Origin of the sequence: Bifidobacterium animalis subsp. animalis ATCC 25527, from assembly GCF_000260715.1 — a bacterium.
Taxonomy (GTDB): domain Bacteria; phylum Actinomycetota; class Actinomycetes; order Actinomycetales; family Bifidobacteriaceae; genus Bifidobacterium; species Bifidobacterium animalis.
Window position 1 is genome coordinate 1,263,611 of sequence record NC_017834.1, and the last position, 22,218, is coordinate 1,285,828.

The 22,218-nt window shown below is 61.6% G+C and carries 15 protein-coding genes; 3 read left to right on the plus strand and 12 right to left on the minus strand.

Annotated features, from left to right (window positions below):
- Positions 1–182: 182 nt before the first annotated feature.
- The 6 genes from BANAN_RS05370 to BANAN_RS05395 form a co-directional block, all read right to left on the minus strand.
- Positions 183–383 (minus strand): hypothetical protein, encoded by a 201-nt coding sequence (locus BANAN_RS05370; protein WP_014697906.1) that lies wholly within the window; start codon positions 381–383, stop codon positions 183–185.
- 41 nt (positions 384–424) lie between these two features.
- On the minus strand, positions 425–2,125 hold the full coding sequence (locus tag BANAN_RS05375; protein ID WP_014697907.1) for an NAD+ synthase: 1,701 nt from the start codon (positions 2,123–2,125) through the stop codon (positions 425–427).
- Positions 2,126–2,344: 219 nt separating this feature from the next.
- Positions 2,345–3,508, minus strand: a complete 1,164-nt coding sequence (locus BANAN_RS05380) for a M20 metallopeptidase family protein (protein WP_014697908.1) — start codon at positions 3,506–3,508, stop codon at positions 2,345–2,347.
- A gap of 105 nt (positions 3,509–3,613) precedes the next feature.
- Positions 3,614–4,324, minus strand: coding sequence for a methionine ABC transporter permease (locus BANAN_RS05385; protein WP_014697909.1), 711 nt, complete (start codon positions 4,322–4,324; stop codon positions 3,614–3,616).
- On the minus strand, positions 4,324–5,619 hold the full coding sequence (locus tag BANAN_RS05390) for a methionine ABC transporter ATP-binding protein (protein ID WP_014697910.1): 1,296 nt from the start codon (positions 5,617–5,619) through the stop codon (positions 4,324–4,326). The genes BANAN_RS05385 and BANAN_RS05390 overlap by 1 nt, the downstream gene beginning before the upstream one ends.
- Positions 5,620–5,804: 185 nt before the next feature.
- Positions 5,805–6,803, minus strand: a complete 999-nt coding sequence (locus BANAN_RS05395; RefSeq protein WP_014697911.1) for a MetQ/NlpA family ABC transporter substrate-binding protein — start codon at positions 6,801–6,803, stop codon at positions 5,805–5,807.
- A gap of 214 nt (positions 6,804–7,017) precedes the next feature.
- Here BANAN_RS05395 and BANAN_RS05400 point away from each other — a divergent pair, with 214 nt between their 5' ends.
- Positions 7,018–7,557: a peptidylprolyl isomerase gene (locus BANAN_RS05400; protein WP_014697912.1), complete on the plus strand. Its 540-nt coding sequence runs from the start codon at positions 7,018–7,020 to the stop codon at positions 7,555–7,557.
- 91 nt (positions 7,558–7,648) lie between these two features.
- On the opposite strand, the gene BANAN_RS05405 is transcribed toward BANAN_RS05400, so the two are convergent.
- From BANAN_RS05405 to BANAN_RS05415, 3 genes are all read right to left on the minus strand, one after another.
- A complete protein-coding gene (locus BANAN_RS05405; protein ID WP_014697913.1) occupies positions 7,649–9,985 on the minus strand; it encodes a RelA/SpoT family protein in 2,337 nt (778 codons plus the stop codon).
- Positions 9,986–10,083: 98 nt separating this feature from the next.
- Positions 10,084–10,554, minus strand: coding sequence for a dUTP diphosphatase (gene dut, locus BANAN_RS05410; protein ID WP_035136525.1), 471 nt, complete (start codon positions 10,552–10,554; stop codon positions 10,084–10,086).
- Positions 10,551–10,844, minus strand: coding sequence for a DUF4193 domain-containing protein (locus BANAN_RS05415; protein ID WP_004217617.1), 294 nt, complete (start codon positions 10,842–10,844; stop codon positions 10,551–10,553). The genes dut and BANAN_RS05415 overlap by 4 nt, the downstream gene beginning before the upstream one ends.
- Positions 10,845–11,006: 162 nt before the next feature.
- Between BANAN_RS05415 and sepH the strand changes: the two genes are divergently transcribed.
- The gene (sepH, locus tag BANAN_RS05420; RefSeq protein WP_041777140.1) at positions 11,007–12,281 is read left to right on the plus strand and encodes a septation protein SepH; all 1,275 of its coding nucleotides are present in this window, start codon (positions 11,007–11,009) and stop codon (positions 12,279–12,281) included.
- A gap of 11 nt (positions 12,282–12,292) precedes the next feature.
- On the opposite strand, the gene BANAN_RS05425 is transcribed toward sepH, so the two are convergent.
- Positions 12,293–13,570 (minus strand): alkaline phosphatase family protein, encoded by a 1,278-nt coding sequence (locus tag BANAN_RS05425; protein ID WP_041777025.1) that lies wholly within the window; start codon positions 13,568–13,570, stop codon positions 12,293–12,295.
- Positions 13,571–13,692: 122 nt separating this feature from the next.
- Between BANAN_RS05425 and BANAN_RS05430 the strand changes: the two genes are divergently transcribed.
- Entirely contained in the window at positions 13,693–16,368 is a 2,676-nt protein-coding gene (locus BANAN_RS05430) for a DNA gyrase/topoisomerase IV subunit A (protein WP_014697917.1), read from the plus strand.
- 82 nt (positions 16,369–16,450) lie between these two features.
- On the opposite strand, the gene BANAN_RS05435 is transcribed toward BANAN_RS05430, so the two are convergent.
- Entirely contained in the window at positions 16,451–17,410 is a 960-nt protein-coding gene (locus tag BANAN_RS05435) for a GRP family sugar transporter (RefSeq protein WP_014697918.1), read from the minus strand.
- 131 nt (positions 17,411–17,541) lie between these two features.
- A complete protein-coding gene (locus tag BANAN_RS05440; RefSeq protein WP_014697919.1) occupies positions 17,542–22,215 on the minus strand; it encodes a DEAD/DEAH box helicase in 4,674 nt (1,557 codons plus the stop codon).
- Positions 22,216–22,218: the final 3 nt, after the last annotated feature.

A 22,218-nucleotide genomic window follows, 5' to 3' on the forward strand; every position in this document is an offset into this window, starting at 1 on the left:
CCGCATCTCTAACAAGACCCCATAGTACTTCAAATCACCGTGCCGCGACCAGCGGCAAACGAGTGAGCTTGGTCACATTTCCACTTACGCATCGCCCACATTCTGCACAACACAAAGCGGGCGGCCTCCATTCCGGATGGCCGCCCGTCTCAATGGGTATGCACACAATATGCACATTCAGACTACTTCTTGTCCGTTCCCCAGTTATTCCAGTCCCTGTCCTGGTCCTCCCACCTCTTGTTGCGCTTCTTGGCGATCTCGAGTGCCTTCTCGGCGTCCTCACGCGTCGCATACGGTCCGAGGCGGTTCTGCATCGGTGACTGTGGCCCGAGCTCCACTTCACCGGTCGCCGTATTGTAGTACCACTCCTGAGGTTCCGTCATGTCATTCTCCTTGTCTCACATTATGGAATATAGGTATGCGGTTATTCGCGGAACGCGTCGGTGACCGGCAGGCGGCGGTCACGGCCGAACGCGAGCGCGCTCACCTTCGGCCCCAACGGATACTGGCGACGCTTCCATTCGGCGCGGTCGACGAGACGCATGACGGTGTCGACCGTCTGCTCGTCGAAGTCCGCATGGGCGAGCAGATCGGCCCGCCCTTCGGAATGTTCAATATAGGCGGTGAGCACCTTGTCGAGAATGCCGTATTCGGGCAGCGAATCGGAGTCCTTCTGCCCGGGCCGCAGTTCGGCGCTCGGTGCCTTGACGATGGAATTGTTCGGGATGAGCTCGCCGCTGGCGGGCACGACGACCTCCGCATTCGGGTCGTAGCCGACCACGGGCAATGCCCCGAGCCCCAGACCTTCCTTGAGCGCTTTGTTGCGCCAGCGCGACAGCTGCCACACCTTCGTCTTGAACACGTCCTTGATCGGAGCGTATCCGCCGACGGCATCGCCATATATGGTGGAATACCCGCAGGCAAGCTCAGACTTATTGCCTGTCGCCAAGGCCAGCAGCCCCTTGGAATTCGAATACGCCATGACGATGACACCGCGGATGCGGGCTTGCAGATTCTCGGCGGCCACGCCTTCGAGATCCAACTGCTTCTGGAATGCATCGAATTCCGGCTTGATCGGCTGCACATCGTACGAGGCGCCTAGATTCTCGGCGAGTTGGGCCGCATCGTCCTTCGACCCCTCCGACGAGTACATGCTCGGCATGGATATGCCCTGCACATGCTCACCACCCACGGCATCAGCGGCCATGGTGGCCACCAGAGCGGAGTCGATGCCGCCCGAGAGTCCCAGGCATACCCCGTTGAAACCGTTCTTCACCATGTAGTCCTTGAGACCGAGCACGCAGGCCGTGTACACTTCGCCGTCGGGATCCATCTCTGGTGCGATGCCGGCCGGCTCCTGGGTTGCCGCAGCGGAATCGATGTCGATGTAGCTCAGGTCCTCCACGAACATCGGCGAGCGTTCAAGCAACGTGCCATCCGCATCCACAACAAAGGTGCCTCCGTCGAATACGAGGTCGTCTTGGCCTCCCACCTGATTGACGTAGATCACCGGCGCCCCGACCTCGGTGGCACGGCAACGGCACAGTTGCAGTCTGGTATCGGTTTTGCCCTCCTCATACGGCGAACCGTTGATCGTCACGAGCACATCGATATTTCGTTCGGCGAGATCGGCGACAGGCCCGCCCTCCTGCCAGATGTCCTCACAGATCGCAAAACCCAGCCTGACGCCGTCGACGTCCATCGTCACCGAACGATCGCCCGACGCGAAGATGCGGAATTCGTCGAATACACCATAGTTCGGCAGGAAATGCTTGTCATAGCCCGCCCATACGACGCCGTCGTGCAGTACGACAAGCCGGTTGTATGGTTTCTGCGTGCTGTGCTCGGTGCCCACGGTGCCAACGACCACATAGAGCGAGCCGAGTCCGTCGTCGGCCAGACGCCGCGCCAAGTCATTGGCGGCGTCCCAGGCAGCCTGACGGAAGGTGCGCCGCAATGCGAGATCCTCAATAGGATAGCCCGTGAGGGTCATCTCGGGGAACACCACCACCTGTGCGTTGTTCGAGGCGGCGCGTGATGCGTATTCCAGAACCTTGTCGGCATTGCCCTTGAGGGCGCCGACACAGGTGTCGATCTGTGCGAGTGCAAAACGAAGCTTGGTCATAGCTTCCTAGTCTAGGCCCGTCACCGTTACAACCGCACCGTTCAGCGCATCGCGTGTCGGAAGGAGCACGATGCATCAGTGGCATCAGTGATTGGTGGCGGCCAAACGCGCAGGCGGCGCCCGGCAATGTTGAGGAACGTAAAGGGCGCTTGCGATCCAGTGACGAAGCCTTTCCGGGAACGCTCCGACCCTCCCTCGGCGATCGCCACCTCATGGCACTCAGCTCAGATGCTCGAGCACCTCCAATGCCGAGTTCGCATAGAATTCGGCACCGGTTTTCACCGCATCATCAAGCGCCACGAACTTCGGTGAGTGGAGGTCGGCACAACCTTCGGAACCATTCGATCCTATGAAGGCGAACAACAAGCGCGTGCGGCCCTCGTATTCCGCGAAATCCTCCCCTGCCATCGATGGGTGAATCGACTCGAGCTGCGCGTATTCCGGCACATGGTTCATGGCCAACGTCGCCAGATCCGGGTCGCTCACCAGCGGACGCTGGAAATCGTCCCACACATAGTCCACGGCAATATCGTAGGCGGCAGCCGTACTTTCGACGATCTGCCTGAATCGGCGTTCCGCCAGATTGCCGTCCTCACGGTGGAAGTAGCGTGCTGTTCCTTGGAATCCAGCCTCGGCTGGCACCACGTTCCACACGTCGCCGCCGTGTACCTCGGTCACCGAGACGACGAGTGGATGGAATGGCGAGGCATTGCGGCTCACAATGGTCTGCAGTGAAAGGATCATCGCCGCCATCGCCTCAAGCGGCCCGGTACCCCGGTGCGGATACCCGGCATGAGTGCCCTGTGCATGTAGGTTCACCCGGAATTTCACACATCCCGCCATCATGGGCTCCACGCCGACGGCAATCTGACCGGGCTTATAATCGGGGTTGTTATGTGTGCCGATCATCGCGTCGAGGCCGTCGACCAATCCGGCATCGGCCACCGCACGCGCCCCCTGCCCGAGTTCTTCGGCCGGCTGGAACACCAATCGAATGGTCCCGTGGATCAGCTCCCGATGAGCCGCCAGCCAGAATGCCGCCCCCAGCAGTGATGTCATATGGATGTCGTGGCCGCAGGCATGCATGACCCCTTCGTTCTCGGACGCGAAGTCGAGTCCGGAGTCCTCGTGCACGGGCAACGCGTCGATATCGGCACGCAAACCGATCTGCGGTCCATCATGCTCTCCCCTGATCTCACCGATCACACCGGTGTCAAGCGGGTTGTCCAGCACCGTGATGCCGTGTGATTCGAGCAGATTGCGCAGCCTCCTGCTCGTCTCGAACTCCTTGAATGAACGTTCCGGATGCCGGTGGAGCTGGCGGCGAATGCCCAGCAGCTCATCGGTCAGTGCAATCTCGACATGCTCAATTTGGTCGGTCATATGCCCTCCTTCGAAGTCGGCAGCGAAGTCACGGAGGCCAATCCGTGTTGCCCATGTGGCATGGGCGCAATGCAAAAGGGGCGCCGAATTCGGGCGCCCCATCGTTCAGTTGTTCTGTGTGCGACGCAGCAGGTGCTTGGCGATCGCATTGGCAATCGATTGCACCACCTGCACGAGCAGGATCATGATGATCACGGCGGTCCAGGTGACGGTCTGGTCGAACTTCTGGTAACCGTAGGCGATTGCGAAGTTACCCAGGCCGCCGCCGCCGATGTAGCCGGCCATCGCCGACATGTCGAGCACGCCGATGAACAGGAAGGCATAGGCGAGGATGAGTGGCGCCAAGGCCTCTGGAATCAGCACCGTGCGAATGATCGTGAATTTCGAGGCGCCCATCGAACGTGCGGCCTCGATCACTCCCGGATCGACCGGCACGAGGTTCTGCTCGACCAGACGTGAGGTCGCGAAGGTGCACATCACGCACATCGGGAAAATCGCCGCCGCGGTGCCGATCGACGTGCCGATCACCTTGATGGTGAGCGGCTGCATGGCGGCGAGGAAGATGATGAATGGAATCGGGCGGATGATGTTCACCAGAATGTCGAGAATGCGGTACACATACCGGTTCTCGAACAGGTTGCCCGGACGTGTGCCGTAGAGTATGACACCGAGAATGAGACCGAGGAAGCCTCCGACGACGATCGTGATGAGCACCATCTGCAACGTCTGCATAACGGATTGTCCGAGCAGGGGTCTCAAGACGCTCCAGTCACTGCGTGAGGCGAGGGTCGTCTGGTCGAATGCGAGAATATGCATCACTTCGTCTCCTTTCGCGCACCGTTCGCGTCATCGGACGCGACACGGGTGTCGGCTTGCGCTCCCGGGGTGTCCTGCCCGTTGATCCGGCTGACGGTGACCACATCGTCCACCTGCTCGAAATCAAGCGCGTTCGTATTCGCATAGTCGTCGGCGGCGCGATTCTCAGGGGCGGCAATTCCCGCTTGCTCCACCGCCGGCGCATAGTCGACCGGTTCCGCGGCCGTGCCGAAATCGACGATGTCGCTGTTTTCGGCGAGTTCGGCAAGGAACGGCCCCACTTCGGCCTCCGGCCCGTCGAAGGTGTAGGTGATCGCGCCGATTGCGACGCCCTGCACGGTGTCGATGCCGCCGTAGATGAGGTTGCTTGCCACGCCGTGCTTCGAGATGAGCTCGGAGATGTTCTGTCCGGAGGCCGGTATGCGTGTGTTCGCATTCTCGTCGTCGATGTCGTGCTGGCGCACAATCACGGTGACGAGGCGGCCGCTCCAATCCCGATGCATCTGTTCGACGCGTGTCTCGTCTGGCAATCCCGACATGGCGGTGGCGATGAACCGCTTCGTCACCTCCTCCTGCGGGGCGGCGAACACCCGGTACACGGTGCCTTTCTCGACGAGGCGCCCGCCGCTCATCACCGCGACATGGTGGGCAATCTGCTGCACGACGTTCATCTGGTGCGTGATGAGCACAATCGTCACGCCGAGCTGCTCATTGATCTTCCTGAGCAATTCAAGCACCTCGGTGGTCGTCTCGGGGTCGAGGGCGCTCGTCGCCTCGTCTGCGAGCAGGATCTTCGGATTCGTGGCGAGCGCGCGTGCGATGCCCACACGTTGTTTCTGGCCGCCGGAAAGCTGTGCCGGATACCTGTTCGCATGCTCGGAGAGGCCCACGAACTCGAGCAGCTCTTTGACCCGCTTGTCCTGATAGTCCTTGCGCCAGTGGTCGAGCTGCAGCGGATAGGCCACGTTCTGCGCAACGGTCTTCGTGGAGAACAGGTTGAACTGCTGGAAGATCATGCCGATCTTCTGTCGTACCGCACGCAGTTTCGACTCGCTCATGCCCGAGACCTGCTGGCCCATCACCGTCACCGTGCCGCTTGTCGGCTTCTCGAGGGCGTTGATCATGCGCACCAGCGTGGATTTGCCGGCTCCCGAATAGCCGATGATGCCGTAGATGTCGCCCTCGTCAATGGACAGTGTGACATCGTCGACCGCTTTCGTCTGCTTCTTGCCACGCCCGGCATACACCTTGCTCACGTGGTCGAATTCGATGATGGCGTTCTTCTCTTGCGTCATTTCCCTCTAACTTCTCCGTTTACGTCGAGGTTCCGTCCGATGCCTGCACTGCGGCCGGATACTCGCATATGGTAGCGCGACCCAATGGCGAGTGTGTGAACGTCGTGCATATGGGAGCAGGTTGGGAATAGCTCTCCCCAACCTGCTCATTGTGTTCAGCGATCTGCAGCCACGCTATGAAGGGCTCACTTGTTCTTGATGTCCGTCTCGATCTGCTTCAGATAGCTCGCCAGCTCCTGCTGCGAGAACTTGTCGGCGAACACCGCGGTGCCGCCGGACTCCTCCTGCAGGGCGTCGAGGACCGGCTTCGTCTGGTAGATCTCCACGCACTTCTTATACACCTCGTTGTTCACGTCGTCGGCGCGCACGGCGAAGATGTTGATGTATGGGCGCGCCTCCTCGGATTCGGCGTTGTCCTGGTAGATCGCATCGGTGGGCTTGAGCCCCGCGTCCGCCACATAGTCGTTGTTGATGACGCCCGCGGACAGATCGTCGCCGCCCGCCTTGAGCGTGTTGGCGATCTGCTCGGCCTTCATCGGCACGACCTTGACCTTCGACTTCGCCTCATCGATGTCCTGCGGAATCGTGAACGCCGTCCAGTCGCCTTTCAGCGTGACGACGCCGGCGGCCTTGAGCACGCCGATCGCACGAGCCTGGTTCGTCTCGTCGTTCGGAATGGCGACGGTGGAGCCAGCCGGCAGGTCCTTGATGTCGGTGTACCTCGGCTTGCCGTCCTTGTCGAACGTGGAGTAGACACCGAGCGGGTAGATGGCGACGCCGCCGAGCGGCTGCAGGTTCTGCTTGTTCTGCACATTGTAGTTGGCCAAGTAGAGCAGGTGCTGGAACTCGTTCATGTCGAGGTCGCCCTGCGCCAGCGCCGGATTCTCGCTCGTGTAGTCCTGGAAGTCCTTGATCTGCACGTACACGCCCTGCTGCTCGGCCTGCTTGGTGAACTCCACCCACTGCGGATCGGTGGCGCCGACCACGCCGATCACCACCGGGTTGTTCTTGGAGCCCTTCGGCGAATCGTCGTTCTTGTTCACCGCGCGCATGCCGAATACGATGGCGAGCACGATCGCCACCACGACCACCACGGCGATGACGATGTTGCGTGTGGTGTGGTTGACGCGCACCGGTTCCTCCGGTGTGTTCGGAGCGGTTGGCTGCGTGTTGTTCGAAGTCATTGCCTTGTCCTCTGTTGTTCCTCTGTTGCTGTTCTCTGTGTGATCTGCCGGAAGATTCCCTCTCCCGAACACCGTGTTCAACCATACGGCATGGGTGTCATGAACTCACGCGTGTTGTTATCGAATCTGCTTATAGTGCGCGCAAACCGAACCGGCCTAAGCGCTCACGGAAAACCTGACACCCGTTAGTCGCCCTGTGCTACGGTAAGAGGCTATGAGCACTATTATCATGCACACCTCCGAAGGTGATATCAAGATCAATCTGTTCGACGAGCAGGCACCGAAGACCGTGGAGAACTTCCTCGGCCTGGCCAGCGGCAAGAAGGAGTGGACCGATCCGTTCACCGGCAAGCCGAGCCATGAGGCCTTCTACGATGGCCTCACCTTCCACCGCATCATCAAGGATTTCATGATCCAGGGCGGTTGCCCGCTGGGCACCGGCACCGGCGGCCCGGGCTATGACTTCGACGACGAGATCGACCCGTCGCTCAAGTTCGACAAGCCGTATCTGCTGGCCATGGCCAACGCCGGCCTGCGCCGCGGCGCCGACGGCAAGATCCACGGCACTAATGGCTCGCAGTTCTTCATCACCACCGTGCCGACCCCGTGGCTCAACGGCCACCATACGATCTTCGGCGAGGTCGCCGATGAGGCCTCCCGCGCTGTGGTCGCCACCATTGACGGTGTGGCCACGGACGCGCAGGATCGCCCGCTCGAGCCGGTCATGATCGAGGGCATCGAGATCGTCGACTGATTCGACCCACCTGCATCCCCAATGGGGGCGGCCTTCCACGTGGAAGGCCGCCCCCATTGTCGTTTCATCTCATATGGTGCATGCCGTGGGACTAGTCACGGTAATGGTCGCGCATCCGGCGCATGCGCGGCTCGCTGGAGTCCTTTGCACCGGTGATGCGGTACACGTCGAAGACGCCATCGATCTTGCGCACCGCCGACAGCAGCGTGTTCAGGTGCCCCGGGTCGGCCATCTCGAAGCTGAACTGGCTCGTTGCCACACGATCGGAACCAGTGGCGATCGTGCCGGAGAGAATGTTGACGCCATGGTCGGAAAGCACGCGGGTCACATCGCTCAGCAGATGAGGCCGATCGAGCGCCTCCACCTGGATCTTCACCATGAACAGACCCTTGTTGCTCGTCCAGGAGACGTCAACGACACGTTCCGGCTCGCGTTTCCTCAGGTTGATCATGTTCAGGCAGTCGACGCGATGCACTGAGACACCCTCGTTGCGGGTGATGAAGCCGATGATGTTGTCGCCCGGCACCGGCATGCAGCAATGCGCGAGCTTGACCCACACGTCGGTGACACCCCTGACGGCGATCCCCGGGGTGTTGCCCTTCGACTTCGAAGCCTGCGTGGGCCGCAGCGGCAAGAGCTCCTGCTCGGCCTCCTCGGCCACTTCGTTCGTTCCCGCGTCTTTGACCAGGTGGGTGATCACATTCTGCGTGGACACCTGCCCCTCGCCTATCGCCGCGAGCACGGCATCGGCATTCGGCAGGTTGAGATCGTCGGCAACGCCCACAAGCGCCTCCAGCGTGAGCAATGCGGAGACCGGTAGGTTGCGCTTGCGCATCGCACGCGTGAGTTCGTCGCGCCCCTCCTCAATCGACTCGGAGCGACGTTCCTTACTGAACCATTGGCGAATCTTGTTGCGTGCCTTCGGACTTTTGACGAAGCTCAACCAGTCACGGGACGGGCCGGCGGTGTCGGATTTCGACGTGAGCACCTCGACGGTGTCGCCATTCTCCAGCTTGGTGTCGAGGGGGACCAAGCGCCCGTTCACACGCGCGCCCATCGTGCGGTGACCGACCTCGGTGTGCACGTTGTATGCGAAGTCGACCGGCGTGGCATCGGCCGGCAGCGAGACGATCTTGCCCTTGGGGGTGAATACGTACACCTCCGCGGAACCGAGGTCGTCTTTGAGAGAGCCGAGGAACTCGCTGGAATCCGGGGTCTCGCTCGTCCAGTCGGCGAGCTGCTGGATCCATTGCAGATTGTCCTTCTCCTCGAGGTTCCTGTCCCCGCGCTTGAGATCGGACTTGTCGGGAGCGCTCAACGCACGGCCCGCCTGACCGTTCGCCTTGTATTTCCAATGGGCGGCGATGCCGAATTCGGCGCGCCGGTGCATGTCCCACGTGCGAATCTGAATCTCCACCGGCTTGCCGCCAGGTCCCATCACCGTCGTATGCAGGCTCTGGTACATGTTGAGCTTCGGCATCGCGATGTAGTCCTTGAACCGCCCGGGAACCGGGCTCCAGCGTGCATGCACGGCACCGAGCACGGCATAGCAGTCGCGAATCGAATCGACGATGATGCGCACGCCCACCAGATCGTAGATGTCAGAGAAATCATGGCCGCGCACGATCATCTTCTGGTAGATCGAGAAGTAGTCCTTCGGGCGGCCGGTCACATAGGCGTCGATGTGCGCGTCGTCGAGATCCTCGTGGATCTCCTCGATGATCTGCTTCAGGTACACGTCGCGCTGACCGGCACGACGTTCGACGAGCACGACGATCTCGTTGTAGATCTTCGGATAGAGCACCTTGAAGCTCAGTTCCTCGAGCTCGGTTTTGATGGCGTTCATGCCGAGGCGATTGGCGAGCGGCGCATAGACGTCAAGCGTCTCGCGGGCCTTCTTCTGTGCGCTGGAGGGCTTGACGTAGCGCCAGGTGCGGGCATTGTGCACACGGTCGGCGAGCTTGACGACGAGCACGCGCACATCGCGGCTCATCGCAACGACCATCTTGCGGATCGTCTCGGCCTGCGCCGAATCGCCATAGTCCATCTTCGTCAGCTTGGTCACGCCGTCGACCAGACCGGCCACTGTGTCGCCGAACTCGGCGCGGCACTCATCGAGGGTATAGTCGGTGTCTTCCACGGTATCGTGGAGCAATCCCGCGGCGACGACGCCAGGGCCCATGCCGAGGTCGGCCAGAATCTGCGCCACTGCCAACGGATGAATGATGTACGGCTCGCCGGAACGGCGGCGTTGCTCGGCATGCTGGATCACCGCGCGGGTGTAGGCGCGTGACAGAATCTCCATGTCCTCATCGGGATGATGCTGTCGGCACATCGCCTCGATCGGCGCCAGGGGGTCAAGTGGATTCGGGCTGATCTCACAGCCCAGCATGTTGGCGGGGCGCAGATCCTCTTCATGCTCGCTCATCGCTCTCAACCCTCCTTGCTCGCATCTGATATGGATTTGAGATTAGTCGTTTTGCCTCCGAAATGCACATCGCGCATCCATGCGTGAAGATACGCGCGTCACACTCCGCTCGAGCCGAACCCACGCTCGGCGCGGTCGGAACCCGGCAATACGGACGCCTCGATGAATTCGGCCTGCACATAGCGCTGAATCACCAGTTGCGCAATACGGTCGCCCGGTTCGAACACCGCGGTGTGTTCCGGATCGAGATTGATCAACGGCACCTTGATCTCACCGCGATATCCGGCATCTATGGTCCCCGGCGCATTGAGCACCGTCACTCCCTGCTTCACGGCCAACCCCGATCGCGGGTGCACGAGACCGACGTAGCCGGCCGGCAATGCGATACGTACACCGGTTGGGACCAGTGCACGCTGGAAAGGCCCCAACTCCACATGTGCAGTCGTCACAAGATCCGCACCGGCGTCCCCCGCATGCATGTAATGCAACTCCACCGGCTGTGCCGGATTGACCGGTGCGACTAATACCTCGGTGCGCTCCGGCTCCACATATGCCTCGTCGAACATCAGGCGGCGCATTCCTTGCATACCGGCTGGCCATCAGGTGTGGTGTACGCCAACTGGCTGCGATGCTTCACCAGGAAACATTCCGAACAGATGAACTCATCACCCTGCATGGGGATCACGGTGACCGATGCGTCCTCATTGCTCAGATCCGCACCCGGCAGCTCGTAATCCTCGGCGATGGCGTTCTCGTCGTCATCCATGTCGTTCGAGGCATTCTGCGAGCTCTTGCCGAGCGCCTGGAGCGACTCCTCGTCCTCGTCCTTGCTGCGCGGGGAATCATAGTCCTGTGCCATGAGAGGATTCCTTTCGTTACGTGTTTTTACGTACCCGTATTAACGTGTAATACTACGCAAGTATTCCCCGCATAGGATACACGATTTGGCAACACCGTAAAATCCGACACGAGGGGCACAATGTAAATGTTCACATTTTTCGATGACGACGAAGGCGTGAAAATGGGTACTGGCTCCTTCCCCGCAGCACAATTCGACCATGTGACACCGGACGGTGACCTGGTGTTCACGGCCGACGGCATGCCGTTCCTGGTGCGTGTCGACGACACATTCGAACGGGCCGTGTTGGAGGCCAAGCAAATCCGTTCGGAGAAACGAATCACCACCGCGGTGCACCAGCAACGCACGCTGCCCATTTCGCAGATTCAATCGCTGATCCGCGCCGGCGCCGACCCGGAGCACATCGCCCGGCAGTATGAACTGAGCGAGGTGATCGTGCGCAGATTCGCCACCTCGATCGAAGCGGAGAAGAAGTACGCCATCGAACAGTTCCTGCGTGTGCGCGCACCCAAGGAAAGCAAGGTGCGCACGCTCTCCGAGCTCATTGACCGCACCTTGGCGGCCGCACGGGTGCGCCCCGAATCGGTGCAATGGAAGGCGACGCGGCGGGGTCTGGAACCGTGGCGTATCAGCGCCACCTTCATCTCGGCGGGGCATCGGATCCACGCCGAATGGTCGTGGAACATGCACGACAACACCGTGGTGTGCATCAACAACGCCGCGAGCAAGCTGATCGGCGAGATGGGATCTGCCACAGGCGCCTCGTTCGACGATGCGGGAACCCAGACCGCCCTCGACGAGGCCCTCCCCTCATCCGTCGACCTGCCAGGCGATTCGGCACGTTCGGCGCGCATCGAACAGACCATGCGAGCATGGAATGGGTCGGGGAACGAGGCATCCTCCAATGAGACCGAAACCCACACCGCGGCCAATGCCGCATCGACCTCGGATGCACACGCCGACGCCACCATGAACGCCATGCCGGAAAACGCCGGCACGACACCTGCCGAGGAAGCCTCGCAGTCTGAATCTGCACCATCCGCAGTCGAAGAGCCGGTGCAGAAGGGCACCGACACCTCCAGCCAGTCTGACGCCCCACAGTCCGACGATGCACATGAGTTCGCTTCGTCACAGGAGCACAAACCCGACGAACCGTCACAGCAGCGCAAACGTGTGCCGATCAGCGCACTGTACCCCAAGCAGAAGGCTCCAGTGCAATTCACTCCGAAGAACACCGGGGCCCAGCGTCCTGCCATCAAGCCGGATGCCGTGCAAAGCCAGCCGGAGCAGCATGGCGACGACGACACCCCCACCCAACAACAGCCACAGGTCCACAGGAACGCCTCGGAGCAGCATTCGCCGCACCGATCAAACCGGGCATCAATGCCAAGTTGGGACGAGATCATGTTCGGCAAGGATCCGCACAAGCACGACTGAATATGTCGGATTCAGTCGACGAGATCGATGAGGCAGGGCACATCCATCTCCATCATCGTCTGCGATCCATGCACACCGGGCATGCGGGTGGCGCCTTCGGTTTGCGAGCGCGTGTCCACAATCGTGTTCCCTCTGGCGGCATAGACGAACACATCGCCGAGCATCTCAGGAACGTCGGGCCGCATTGGTCCGAGCAAACCGCAATCAATCACCTGCCGTTTCGTGCGAATCCACGCACGGTCCCCCACTCGCGCACGCCAACGTTCGGCTATGCTCTCGTCATCCACACCATCCTGGGCATACAGCATCGTGGCGCGGGGTTCGCCTCCCACCAGTCTCACGCCCTGCTGGAGCACCGGATCTAAGGCTATGTCTATACGCGCCTCGTCACCTTGGTCTGCGGTCACCATGCCATGGTCGGCGATGACCACAATGAGCGTGCCCTTCGGGACTTGCCGGCGCAACTGCCCCAATCGCATGTCGACCCGCTCGAGGGCCACCTGCCATTCGTCACTGTGCCAACCGTATGCGTGGCCGGCCTTGTCTATCTCACGCATGTACAGGTAAGTGAGCCCGGGTTCCTTGGCGGTGTCGGCGGCGATGCGCACGCGTTTGTTCGCGTCGTCATGGCCAATGTAATCGGAGCCGCGCAACGCCGCACGGGTGAGCGGGGACGCCATGAATCTGGTCAGTCCCACGCTGGTGGCGCGGTTGCCGGCATCTCTGATGAGCGAGAACACGGTAGGTTCCGTCTGCAGTTCCTCGGGATGCATGGCACCACGGAACTGGATGAGTTGGCTCAGCGCGCCGGTGCGGGGATTGAGCTGCGTGTAGCCGGCCATGCCTGTCAATCCCGGGCAGGTGCCGGTGCCGAAGGTGGCCATGGCCGCCGTGGTGGTGCTTGGCGAGCATGTGCTGATCGGACGTTGGTTGAGCGGTTCGTTCATGAGTGAGCGCATGTAGGGCGCGTAACCGAGCTTCATGTTGAGATTCCAGTACCCCAGTCCATCCACGAGCACTACGATTGCAGATCTGGCGCACGGCATGCCGAGCCGTTGGCGCAAGCCCTCGGCGTCGACGTGCACATCGGTGCGCACCGGTGTGCCGATGGCCGCACTGAGCGCCGGCAGCACCGAGGAGATATGCAGCGCGCCTCCACGGGCTCCCTGCTGTGCACTCCCGAGATCAACCGGCACATCGCTCGGCCGGTCGGCGTCAATCTCATCGCCGTACTGTGCTGTGGGAACAAAGCCGAGGAGTGTGCCGGAATCTGGAATATCTACGCTCATACTGCTATTCAAGCGCGGTTGATGGACTCGTGGGCACGCGTGGCGGAACTCATTTCACCGCATGGGTCTTTCGTCGCGGACGGGGTAGAATGGGACGGTTCATTGGATAAGGGAGAGCAAATATGACGCGTCGTAAGCAGGCAGCGGCCGAGTACGACCCCCGGCAGGTCGAGGAGCACATCGTGGAGACCCCGCTCGCCGAGGAGATGAGCAAATCGTTCCTGGAATATGCCTACTCGGTGATCTACGCGCGCGCGTTGCCGGATGCGCGCGACGGCATGAAGCCGGTGCAACGCCGCATCGTGTACCAGATGGGTCAGATGAACCTGCTGCCCACGCGCCCGTATATGAAGTCCGCCCGCGTGGTGGGCGAGGTGATGGGCAAATTGCACCCCCATGGGGATTCGGCGATCTACGAAGCCATGGTGCGTCTCGCGCAGCCATTCGCGATGCGGCTGCCGTTGGTCGACGGCCACGGTAATTTCGGTTCGTTGGACGACGGTCCTGCGGCATCGCGATACACCGAGGCGCGCCTTGCCCCCGCCGCGCTCGGCATGAACGCCGACATCGACGAGGACACGGTCGATTTCGTGCCGAATTACGACAACAAGCTCAAGGAACCGACCGTACTGCCGTCGGCGATTCCTAACCTGCTCGTCAACGGCGCCTCAGGCATTGCCGTCGGCATGGCCACGAATATGGCCACGCATAACCTCGGCGAAGTCGTAGCCGCAGCCAAATACGTGATGAAGCATCCCGATGCCACACTCGACGACCTCATGCAATACGTGCCCGGACCTGATTGGCCGGGCGGCGGGATCATCATAGGGCGACAAGGCATCCGAGATGCCTATGAGACTGGCCGAGGCGTGGTCACCACCCGTTCCGCCACCCATGTGGAGAATCTCACCGCACGCAAGAAGGCCATCGTGGTGACGCAGCTGCCATACATGGTGGGTCCCGAGCGTGTGCTCGAACGCATCTCCGAGGGCGTGAAAAACCATAAGCTCGACGGCATCTCCGGTGCCATCGACCTGACGGACCGTCACAATGGCACCCGCATCGTGATCGAGCTCAAGACCGGATTCGACCCGGCAGCCGTGTTGGCACAGCTCTTCAAACACACACCGTTGCAAGAGAACTTCGCCATCAACAATGTCGCCTTGGTGAATGGGCGCCCCCACACACTCGGCCTGCGTTCCCTGCTCGATGTATGGATCGAACACCGGCGTGGTGTCATCCGGCGCCGCAGTGAGTTCCGCCGTCAGAAGGCGTTGGACCGGCTGCATTTGGTCGAGGGTCTGTTGCTCGCCTTGGTGGACATCGATGAGGTGATTCACGTGATCCGCTCAAGCGACGACGCGGAGGCGGCCAAGAGCGGACTCATGATCCGATTCAACCTCGACGATATTCAGGCGCAATACATTCTCGACCTGCGCCTGCGCAGACTCACCAAGATGAGCCGCATCGAACTCGAATCCGAACGCGACGAACTTCAGTCGTCGATCACCGAATTGGAGCGCATCCTCGGCTCGGCCGCATTGCTGGATGGCGTGGTGATCGACGAAATGGACAAGGCGGTGGCAACCTACGGCACGCCGCGACGGACGGTGCTGCTCGATGAGGGCGACGACGGCAGGCTCGTGCCGGTCATGGCCCACGGCGATGACGTGCCTTCCGACGCCGCACTCGATGCTGCACGCCATGCGGAGAACGTACTCGACGCCGCCGATGCGGTGGCGGCAGCCCGTAAGGCCGGCGAAACCGCCGAGGCGCTGCGGATCGAAGACGAACCATGCGTGATCGCATTGAGCGCCTCAGGGCTCATAGCCCGCATGAGCATCGATGCCCTGACCATTTGGGCCAAACGAGGCGCTCACAACGAAGAGCGTGAACCCGACGATGTGATCGTCTCGCTGATACCTGCACGCACCCGTGCCGACTATGCGTTGGTCACCTCCGCGGGTCGCATGGTGCTCGCCCATGTGGTGGAGCTGCCGAATGTGGAGGTGCATGGCCACCTGAGCCTCAAAGGTGGCATTGAAGCCACCGAGCTGCTCACCTCCACCGAAAGCACCGATCCGGTGCCCGGCGAACGGGTGATCGCCACGCTCGCCTTGCGCGACACCGTCGGACAGGACGATACGCCGCAGGAGCTGCCGCCGGTGGGGTTGGGCACGCGTGACGGCGTGGTGAAGCGCTGGAATCGTGAATCCCCCACCACGATGGATTCCTGGAGCATCATCGATTTGAAGGACGGAGACGAGCTGCTTGTGGCGGCAGATGCGCATGACGACGACCGTTTCGTGTTCGTTTCCTCCGATTCCTCGCTGCTCACGTATGAGGCCAGGAACGTACGCCCTCAAGGCCGCACTGCGGCAGGCATGGCCGGCATACGTCTCGCCGATGGATGCACGGTGCTCTCCTGCGCCGTGGTTGCACATGCCGATGTCGAATGGCATGATGCCGAGCACGATGACGCCGGCAATCTGCTCTCCCCCGCCAGCGGAGCCGTGGTGCTCACCGTCGCCGGCGATGTGGATGCGCTGCCGGGCACCGAGAACGGTGCGGCAAAGGTCACGCCATTGGAGCTCTACCCCACCAAGGGAAGAGCGACCGGTGGTGTGCGCTCGCAGCGCTTCCTCAAGGGGCAGAACACGTTGATCAAGGCGTGCGTGGGTCCCTACCCGCTGCTGGCCGCAACGTCGGGGGGCCATCCCGTCGAACTGCCGGCGCCGGATATGCGTCGTGATGGTTCGGGAACCGAGCTGCCGGCACCAATCGCCTACGCGGCCTGAGCGAGATCGCGGGATCGGCATACGACAGGGCCCGGTCAGAGCAGCTCTGACCGGGCCCTGTCGTATGCCGATCCCGCGTCTGTCACGTGGTGGTGTACATGGCCATGAGCACCGCACCTGCCACGATGAGCAATGTGCCGAAGAGTATGCAGATCATCTGATGCCTCGTCTTGTGTTCCTTGAGAACCACGATGCCACCGAAGGTGGAGACGAGCACTCCCAGTTGGGAGAAGGTCGTGGCGATGGCCTGACCGACGTTCGGGTTGGCCGCCGAGATGAAGATGAGGCAGTTGCCTATGGCCCAGGCGAGGCCAGTGAAGATGTTCAGCGCGGTCTTGCGGGTGAAGATGAGCGACTGGTTATGCTCGCCAAGCACAATGATGGCGACTGCAGTGAGCACCTGCCCGACGGACTGTGGCAGGACCATTGCGGTCATATAATACAGGCCGTTGCCGTCCGGCGCATTGTAGATGGCGTTGTCGATATACCCGGTCTTGTGCAAAAGGTTCGGGAACACGAAGTACATCATGAACCCGATAGTGGAGATGAGCAGGGCGATCATGCCGAATTTCATGTTCTTCGCACTGACATGCACGGCATCGGTGTCGGAATCTCTGGACGAACACAGTATGGCGCCGGAGGTGACGAGAATGATGGCGATGATGCCGATCACCCAGACTCGCAATGAGCGCCACTCCCCCAAAACGATGGCGGCCATGAGCGCATTGCCCACCACCTGACCGGCAGTGGAGATCGGCATCGCCAGCGAGACGCCGAGCGGTTTCAAGGCCGAGAACTGGCCGATGGATCCTATCGTCCAGAATATGCCGGAGCATAGGCCCACTGCCCAGATGCGGGGATTGAACGCGAACGATGCCCCTGCATGGGGAATCGTGTAGAACACGGCCATCAGCACCGCGAAGAGGAATGCCCCGAAGGTGGTGCCCAGCGTCCCCTGGCTTGGCTTGCCGTCGATTTTCGCCGTCATCACGCTGTTCGAGCCGAGGAACAATGCCGGCAGCAACGCAATGAGCATGCCCATGTGAAGTCCTTTCCCTGTACAATGCCAAATCGTTGTACGCAGAACGCAAAACACAAGCATTCTAGGACCTCCACCGCTACGTTCGGACCGCTCTTCCGCTCATAGCGAGGAGACTGCCCGCCACATCCGCCTCATCGATACAGTCGGAGCCCCTGCGGCGACGGGGTGAATCCGGCATGCCGAAGGGCGTCGGACATCGCATTGCCGCCCTGCAACGGCACGCCGTTGCAATCACGGAAAGTGATGCTGACCCCATGCAATCGCGAACATGTCTGTTCCAAAGCCGTCGCCGCCGATTTGAGCACGCTCGGCGAAGACTCGAACGCCACGATACGACCTGACCCCAGTGCCGCATACAGCACCGCGCGCCCCTGACGCAGCACCACCAATGAGCCCGGGCGTCGTATTGGTTTCACGGCAGCGCGCCGTTTGGAGTCCGCGCTGGCATTGGATTCGAGTATGGCCGGCGCCGGCCATTCCAATGACGAACCATAGAGATTCGCCGGATCGCATACATCCATGGTGACAGTCATGACAGGCTCGGAATCGATATGGTGACGCAGCAGGTCCACCGTCTCTCGTTCGGCGAATTGAGCGGCGCCGAATCCCTTGACGAATACACCTCGCAATAGCGTGCCTTTCTCCTCCATGCGTCTGAGCACTGGGTAAATGGCACTGAATCCACCAGGGACGCCGGCATCCGACACCGTATTGGGCGCAATGATGCCGTAGCGGTCGAGCAGAATGCCTATCAGGTCGATCATCGCCTCCTCATGGCTCACATCGACTTGGGCGCGCACCAGTGACCACAGACCGCCGCCGAACATACCGCGTGTGGGTGTTCGGGCACGCATGCGGAGGCGATGCGACCGCACTGTGGCCTTGCTTCCACCCGTATGCGTTGACATCGACCGGACTGGCTGCAGCGCTGTGTTGGTAATGAATCCATGCCAGACCAATGACCATAGGGTCTGTTCGAATCGCGAATGGGACCATGATGTGGCCATCACCTCGCCGGTCGTCTCATTTACCTCCGGCTCCGGATTCGCCTGCCATAGGGATTGCGCACGTTCCTCCAACGAGTGCGCCGTGTAGGCGCCTCCGTCGTGCAGGGCAAGCAGTATCGCGTCGCGCACCGTCAGCGGCATGTCGGATTCCGGCGCAGCCGCTCGACCTAGGGAGGATTCCAATGCCTCAGCATGCACCTGCAACTGTGGGGAGTCCGCCGGGAAGAACATGACGCGTCCCGCCTCGTCACCCCCTTCGCCGCTGCCCGTGGGATCACCCACCCATACCACATCGCCGGATCCAACCAGCTCGTCGAGCAATGTCGGCATGTAATCTCGCACACGGGCCGGGAACACGTGGCGCTCCCACACGGGCATCGGCAATGCGACACCCTCCAGCTGTTCGATGGCGCGCAAGAGCCCATCCAGACCTTGCAGCCGTTCGCCGCCCACCGAGCCGACGCCTTGCCGATGAACGAGAAACGCCTCGTACCGCTCGGGTTCCACGGGTTTGATTGCCGCCCGGGCCTTGGCCAACGACTGCGAACGAATGCGTTTGAGCACGTCGGCATGTACCCATTGCGCCACACCCGGATCGAGTCGTTCGTCGAAACGACCGTTGATGAGCTCGCCGGCATCGCGCAGTTCTCCAAGCAGTTCGACGGCCGCCTGCGCGTCGATCTCGAGTTCGGAGAGCAGGCGGTCGGCAGTGAACGGCCCATGCGTCTTGGCGTAGCGATTCACGCGTCCCCGCAGATCGTGCTTGTCGAGTTCGTTCCAGAAGGTCTTCGAAGCCAGCTGGCCGGCCACTGAATCAATCACCTGCGTATCGAGCACCTGGGCCAGGTTGTCTGTTCCCAACAGCCGTTCCAGCACCAGCGGATCCATCGAGAGTAGTTGCGCATTGCGTTCGGCCTGCGGCACATCGTACTGGTACATCACCGACCCCACGAAGCCGAACAGAAGATGCTCGGCCATGGGCGATGGCACTTGCGTCTCGCATGCATGCACGTCGATGGCTCCTCCACGTATGCGGGTGAGCACTTCGCGGAGGGCGGGAACGTCGTAGACGTCCTGCAGGCATTCGCGAGCGGTCTCGAGCAGCAGCGGGAAGTTCTTCCTCGTGCGCGCCGCGGCCAGCAGCTGGGCGGCTCTCAGTCTCTGCTGCCATAGAGGCACGCGTTTGCCCGGGTCGTTCCTCGGCATGAACAGCGCACGCGCCGCGATCTCACGGAATCGGGCGGCGAACAGCACACTACCGGAGACCTGGTTCTCCACGATGCGCTGAATGTCATCGGGATCGAAGTCGATGAGCGCGGCGGCATCGATGCCTCCCTCCCCATCGGGCAGGCGCAGCACGATGCCATCGTCGGCGGCGAAGATCTGCCCGTCGAAACCGTAGCGCTGCGTCAACCTCATGTTGATTGCGAGCGCCCATGGCTCATGCACACGGCGTCCGAACGGCGTATGAATGATCACGCGCCAATCGCCCTCCTCCTCGCGGCAGCGTTCGACCACAACCGCACGGCTGCTCGGAATCACACCGGTGCTCGTCCGCTGCTCGGAGAGGAAGGCCGCCAGATTCTCCATGGCGTTGGAGTCCAGACCATCGGCTCGCAGACGTTTGAGAACCACGTCGCTGAATCGGGATTCCGGCACGTTCCCGGCATTGCCGTGCGCCGGTTGCAATCCCGCGGCGATGTCATGCACCCATTCCCCCAGCGACATGCCGAAGGAATAGTCACGCCCGTTGCCCTCCCCGTGCCAGAACGGCAGGCGTGCGCTTCGTCCGGGCGCCGGCACCACGACCACGCGGTCGTTCGTGATGTCCTGTACCTGCCAATTCGTGGTGCCGAGTGTGATGATGTCACCCACCCGCGTCTCATACACCATCTCCTCATCGAGCTCGCCCACCCGTCTCGGGCCTGTTCCCGCCTCTGCCTCGGGCAGCACTACCGTGTAGAGGCCACGGTCGGGAATCGTGCCGCCGCTGGTCACCGCGAGGCGCTGTGCACCCGGGCGCGCCGAGATCATGACCGAATCCTCGTCGAACATGAGCGGTGGTCGAAATGCCGAGAAGTCCTCGGAATTGTAGGCACCGGTGAGCATGCCCACCACGGCGTCGAACATCGCCCGGTCCAACGAGGCGAAGGGGGCGGCGCGTCTCACCGTCGCATACCAATCATCGGCGGCGATGGGCTCCAGACTGGCGGCCGCCACGGTCTGCTGCGCGAGCACGTCCAAAGGATTCATTGGCATATGCAACGGTTCGATCGCCTCGTTGAGCATGCCTTCCACACTGGCACCCATGCCGATGATCTGTTCGCGTGTCACCGGGTACATGACGGCGTGTGAGACCCCTCCCACCCTATGGTCGGCTCGACCCACGCGCTGCAGGCCAGAGGAGACCGACAACGGCGGCGTCACCTGAATCACCAGATCCACCGATCCCATGTCGATGCCGAGCTCCAGACTGCTCGTCGCCACCACGCAACGCAGACGTCCGGATTTGAGTCTCTCCTCTATTTGCTTGCGGCGGTCCTTCGACACCGACCCGTGATGCGCCATGGCAATCTGCTCGTCGGGTGCATGCGCCCCCACCTTCATTGTGGTGGACCCATACGTGGAATGATAGTGGGCCGGCTCGTCCGTCTCGCTGGTCGGCAGCTCCACCGGATTGCGTTTGCCGAGCCGTTGTGCGTACAGATCGTTGATCTGCGCGGTCAGGCGTTCGCATAGGCCGCGCGAATTCACGAACACCAATGTGGTGCGGTGCGAGAGTATCTCGTCGAGAATATGGCGTTGGATCGCCGGCCACGAGGATTTCACCTCCGACGGATCGTGCGCGCCTTCCCGCACCGGTGTACCCGGCAGCAGTGGATCCCCCCATCGCTTGGCCCTCTCACCGGCGGGTGCAGATTGCAGATCGCCTTGACCATCCCGTTCCTTCGCCTTGCGCTCCGCCAAGCGTTGCATCGCAGGCGTCACGCCGGTGATTGGCGCAGAGGTGCCACCGACCTCTCCAGCACTCCCCTTGCGCCTGCCATTGGCCATGGGCCCGTCACCAAGGGTCTTCGCCGGTTCGACCACCGTGATGTCGAGTGCAGGCTTTCCCTCGGTGGCGATGACCGTCACCGGCAATGCTCCTGCGAGGAACTTCGCGGCACGTTCAGGCGGGTTCACCGTCGCCGAAAGCCCTATGCGCTGCGCCGGCCGTTCCAGAAGATCATCGAGACGCTCAAGGCTCAGCGCCAGATGTGCCCCCCGTTTTGTGCCGGCGACCGCATGCACCTCATCCACGATCACGGTATCCACCGTTTTCAGGATGCCGCGTGCTTTCGAAGTGAGCATGAGATACAGCGACTCCGGGGTCGTGACCAGAATGTCCGGCGGATGCGACACGATCGCACGCCGCTCCTTCGGGGTTGTATCGCCACTTCTGGTGGCGACGGTGACCTGCGGCGCATGCGAACCGAGGGCATCGATCTGTTCGCGAATACCGGCCAAAGGGGCATCAAGGTTCTTCGCCACGTCGACACCAAGCGCCTTCAACGGTGAGATATACAACACGCGCACGCCTTTGCGTGCATGGTCGGCGGCGCTGCGGGAGAGAAGCGAGTCGATGGCGAACAGAAACGCGGAGAGGGTCTTTCCCGAGCCGGTCGGCGCGATGACCAGCACATTCTCGCGTCGCCCAATCGCCGGCCACGCCAATTGCTGCGCCTCGGTGGGTTCTCCGAACACGCGTGAGAACCACACGCGTGTGGGTTCGCTGAACATTGCCATACATTCGCACATATG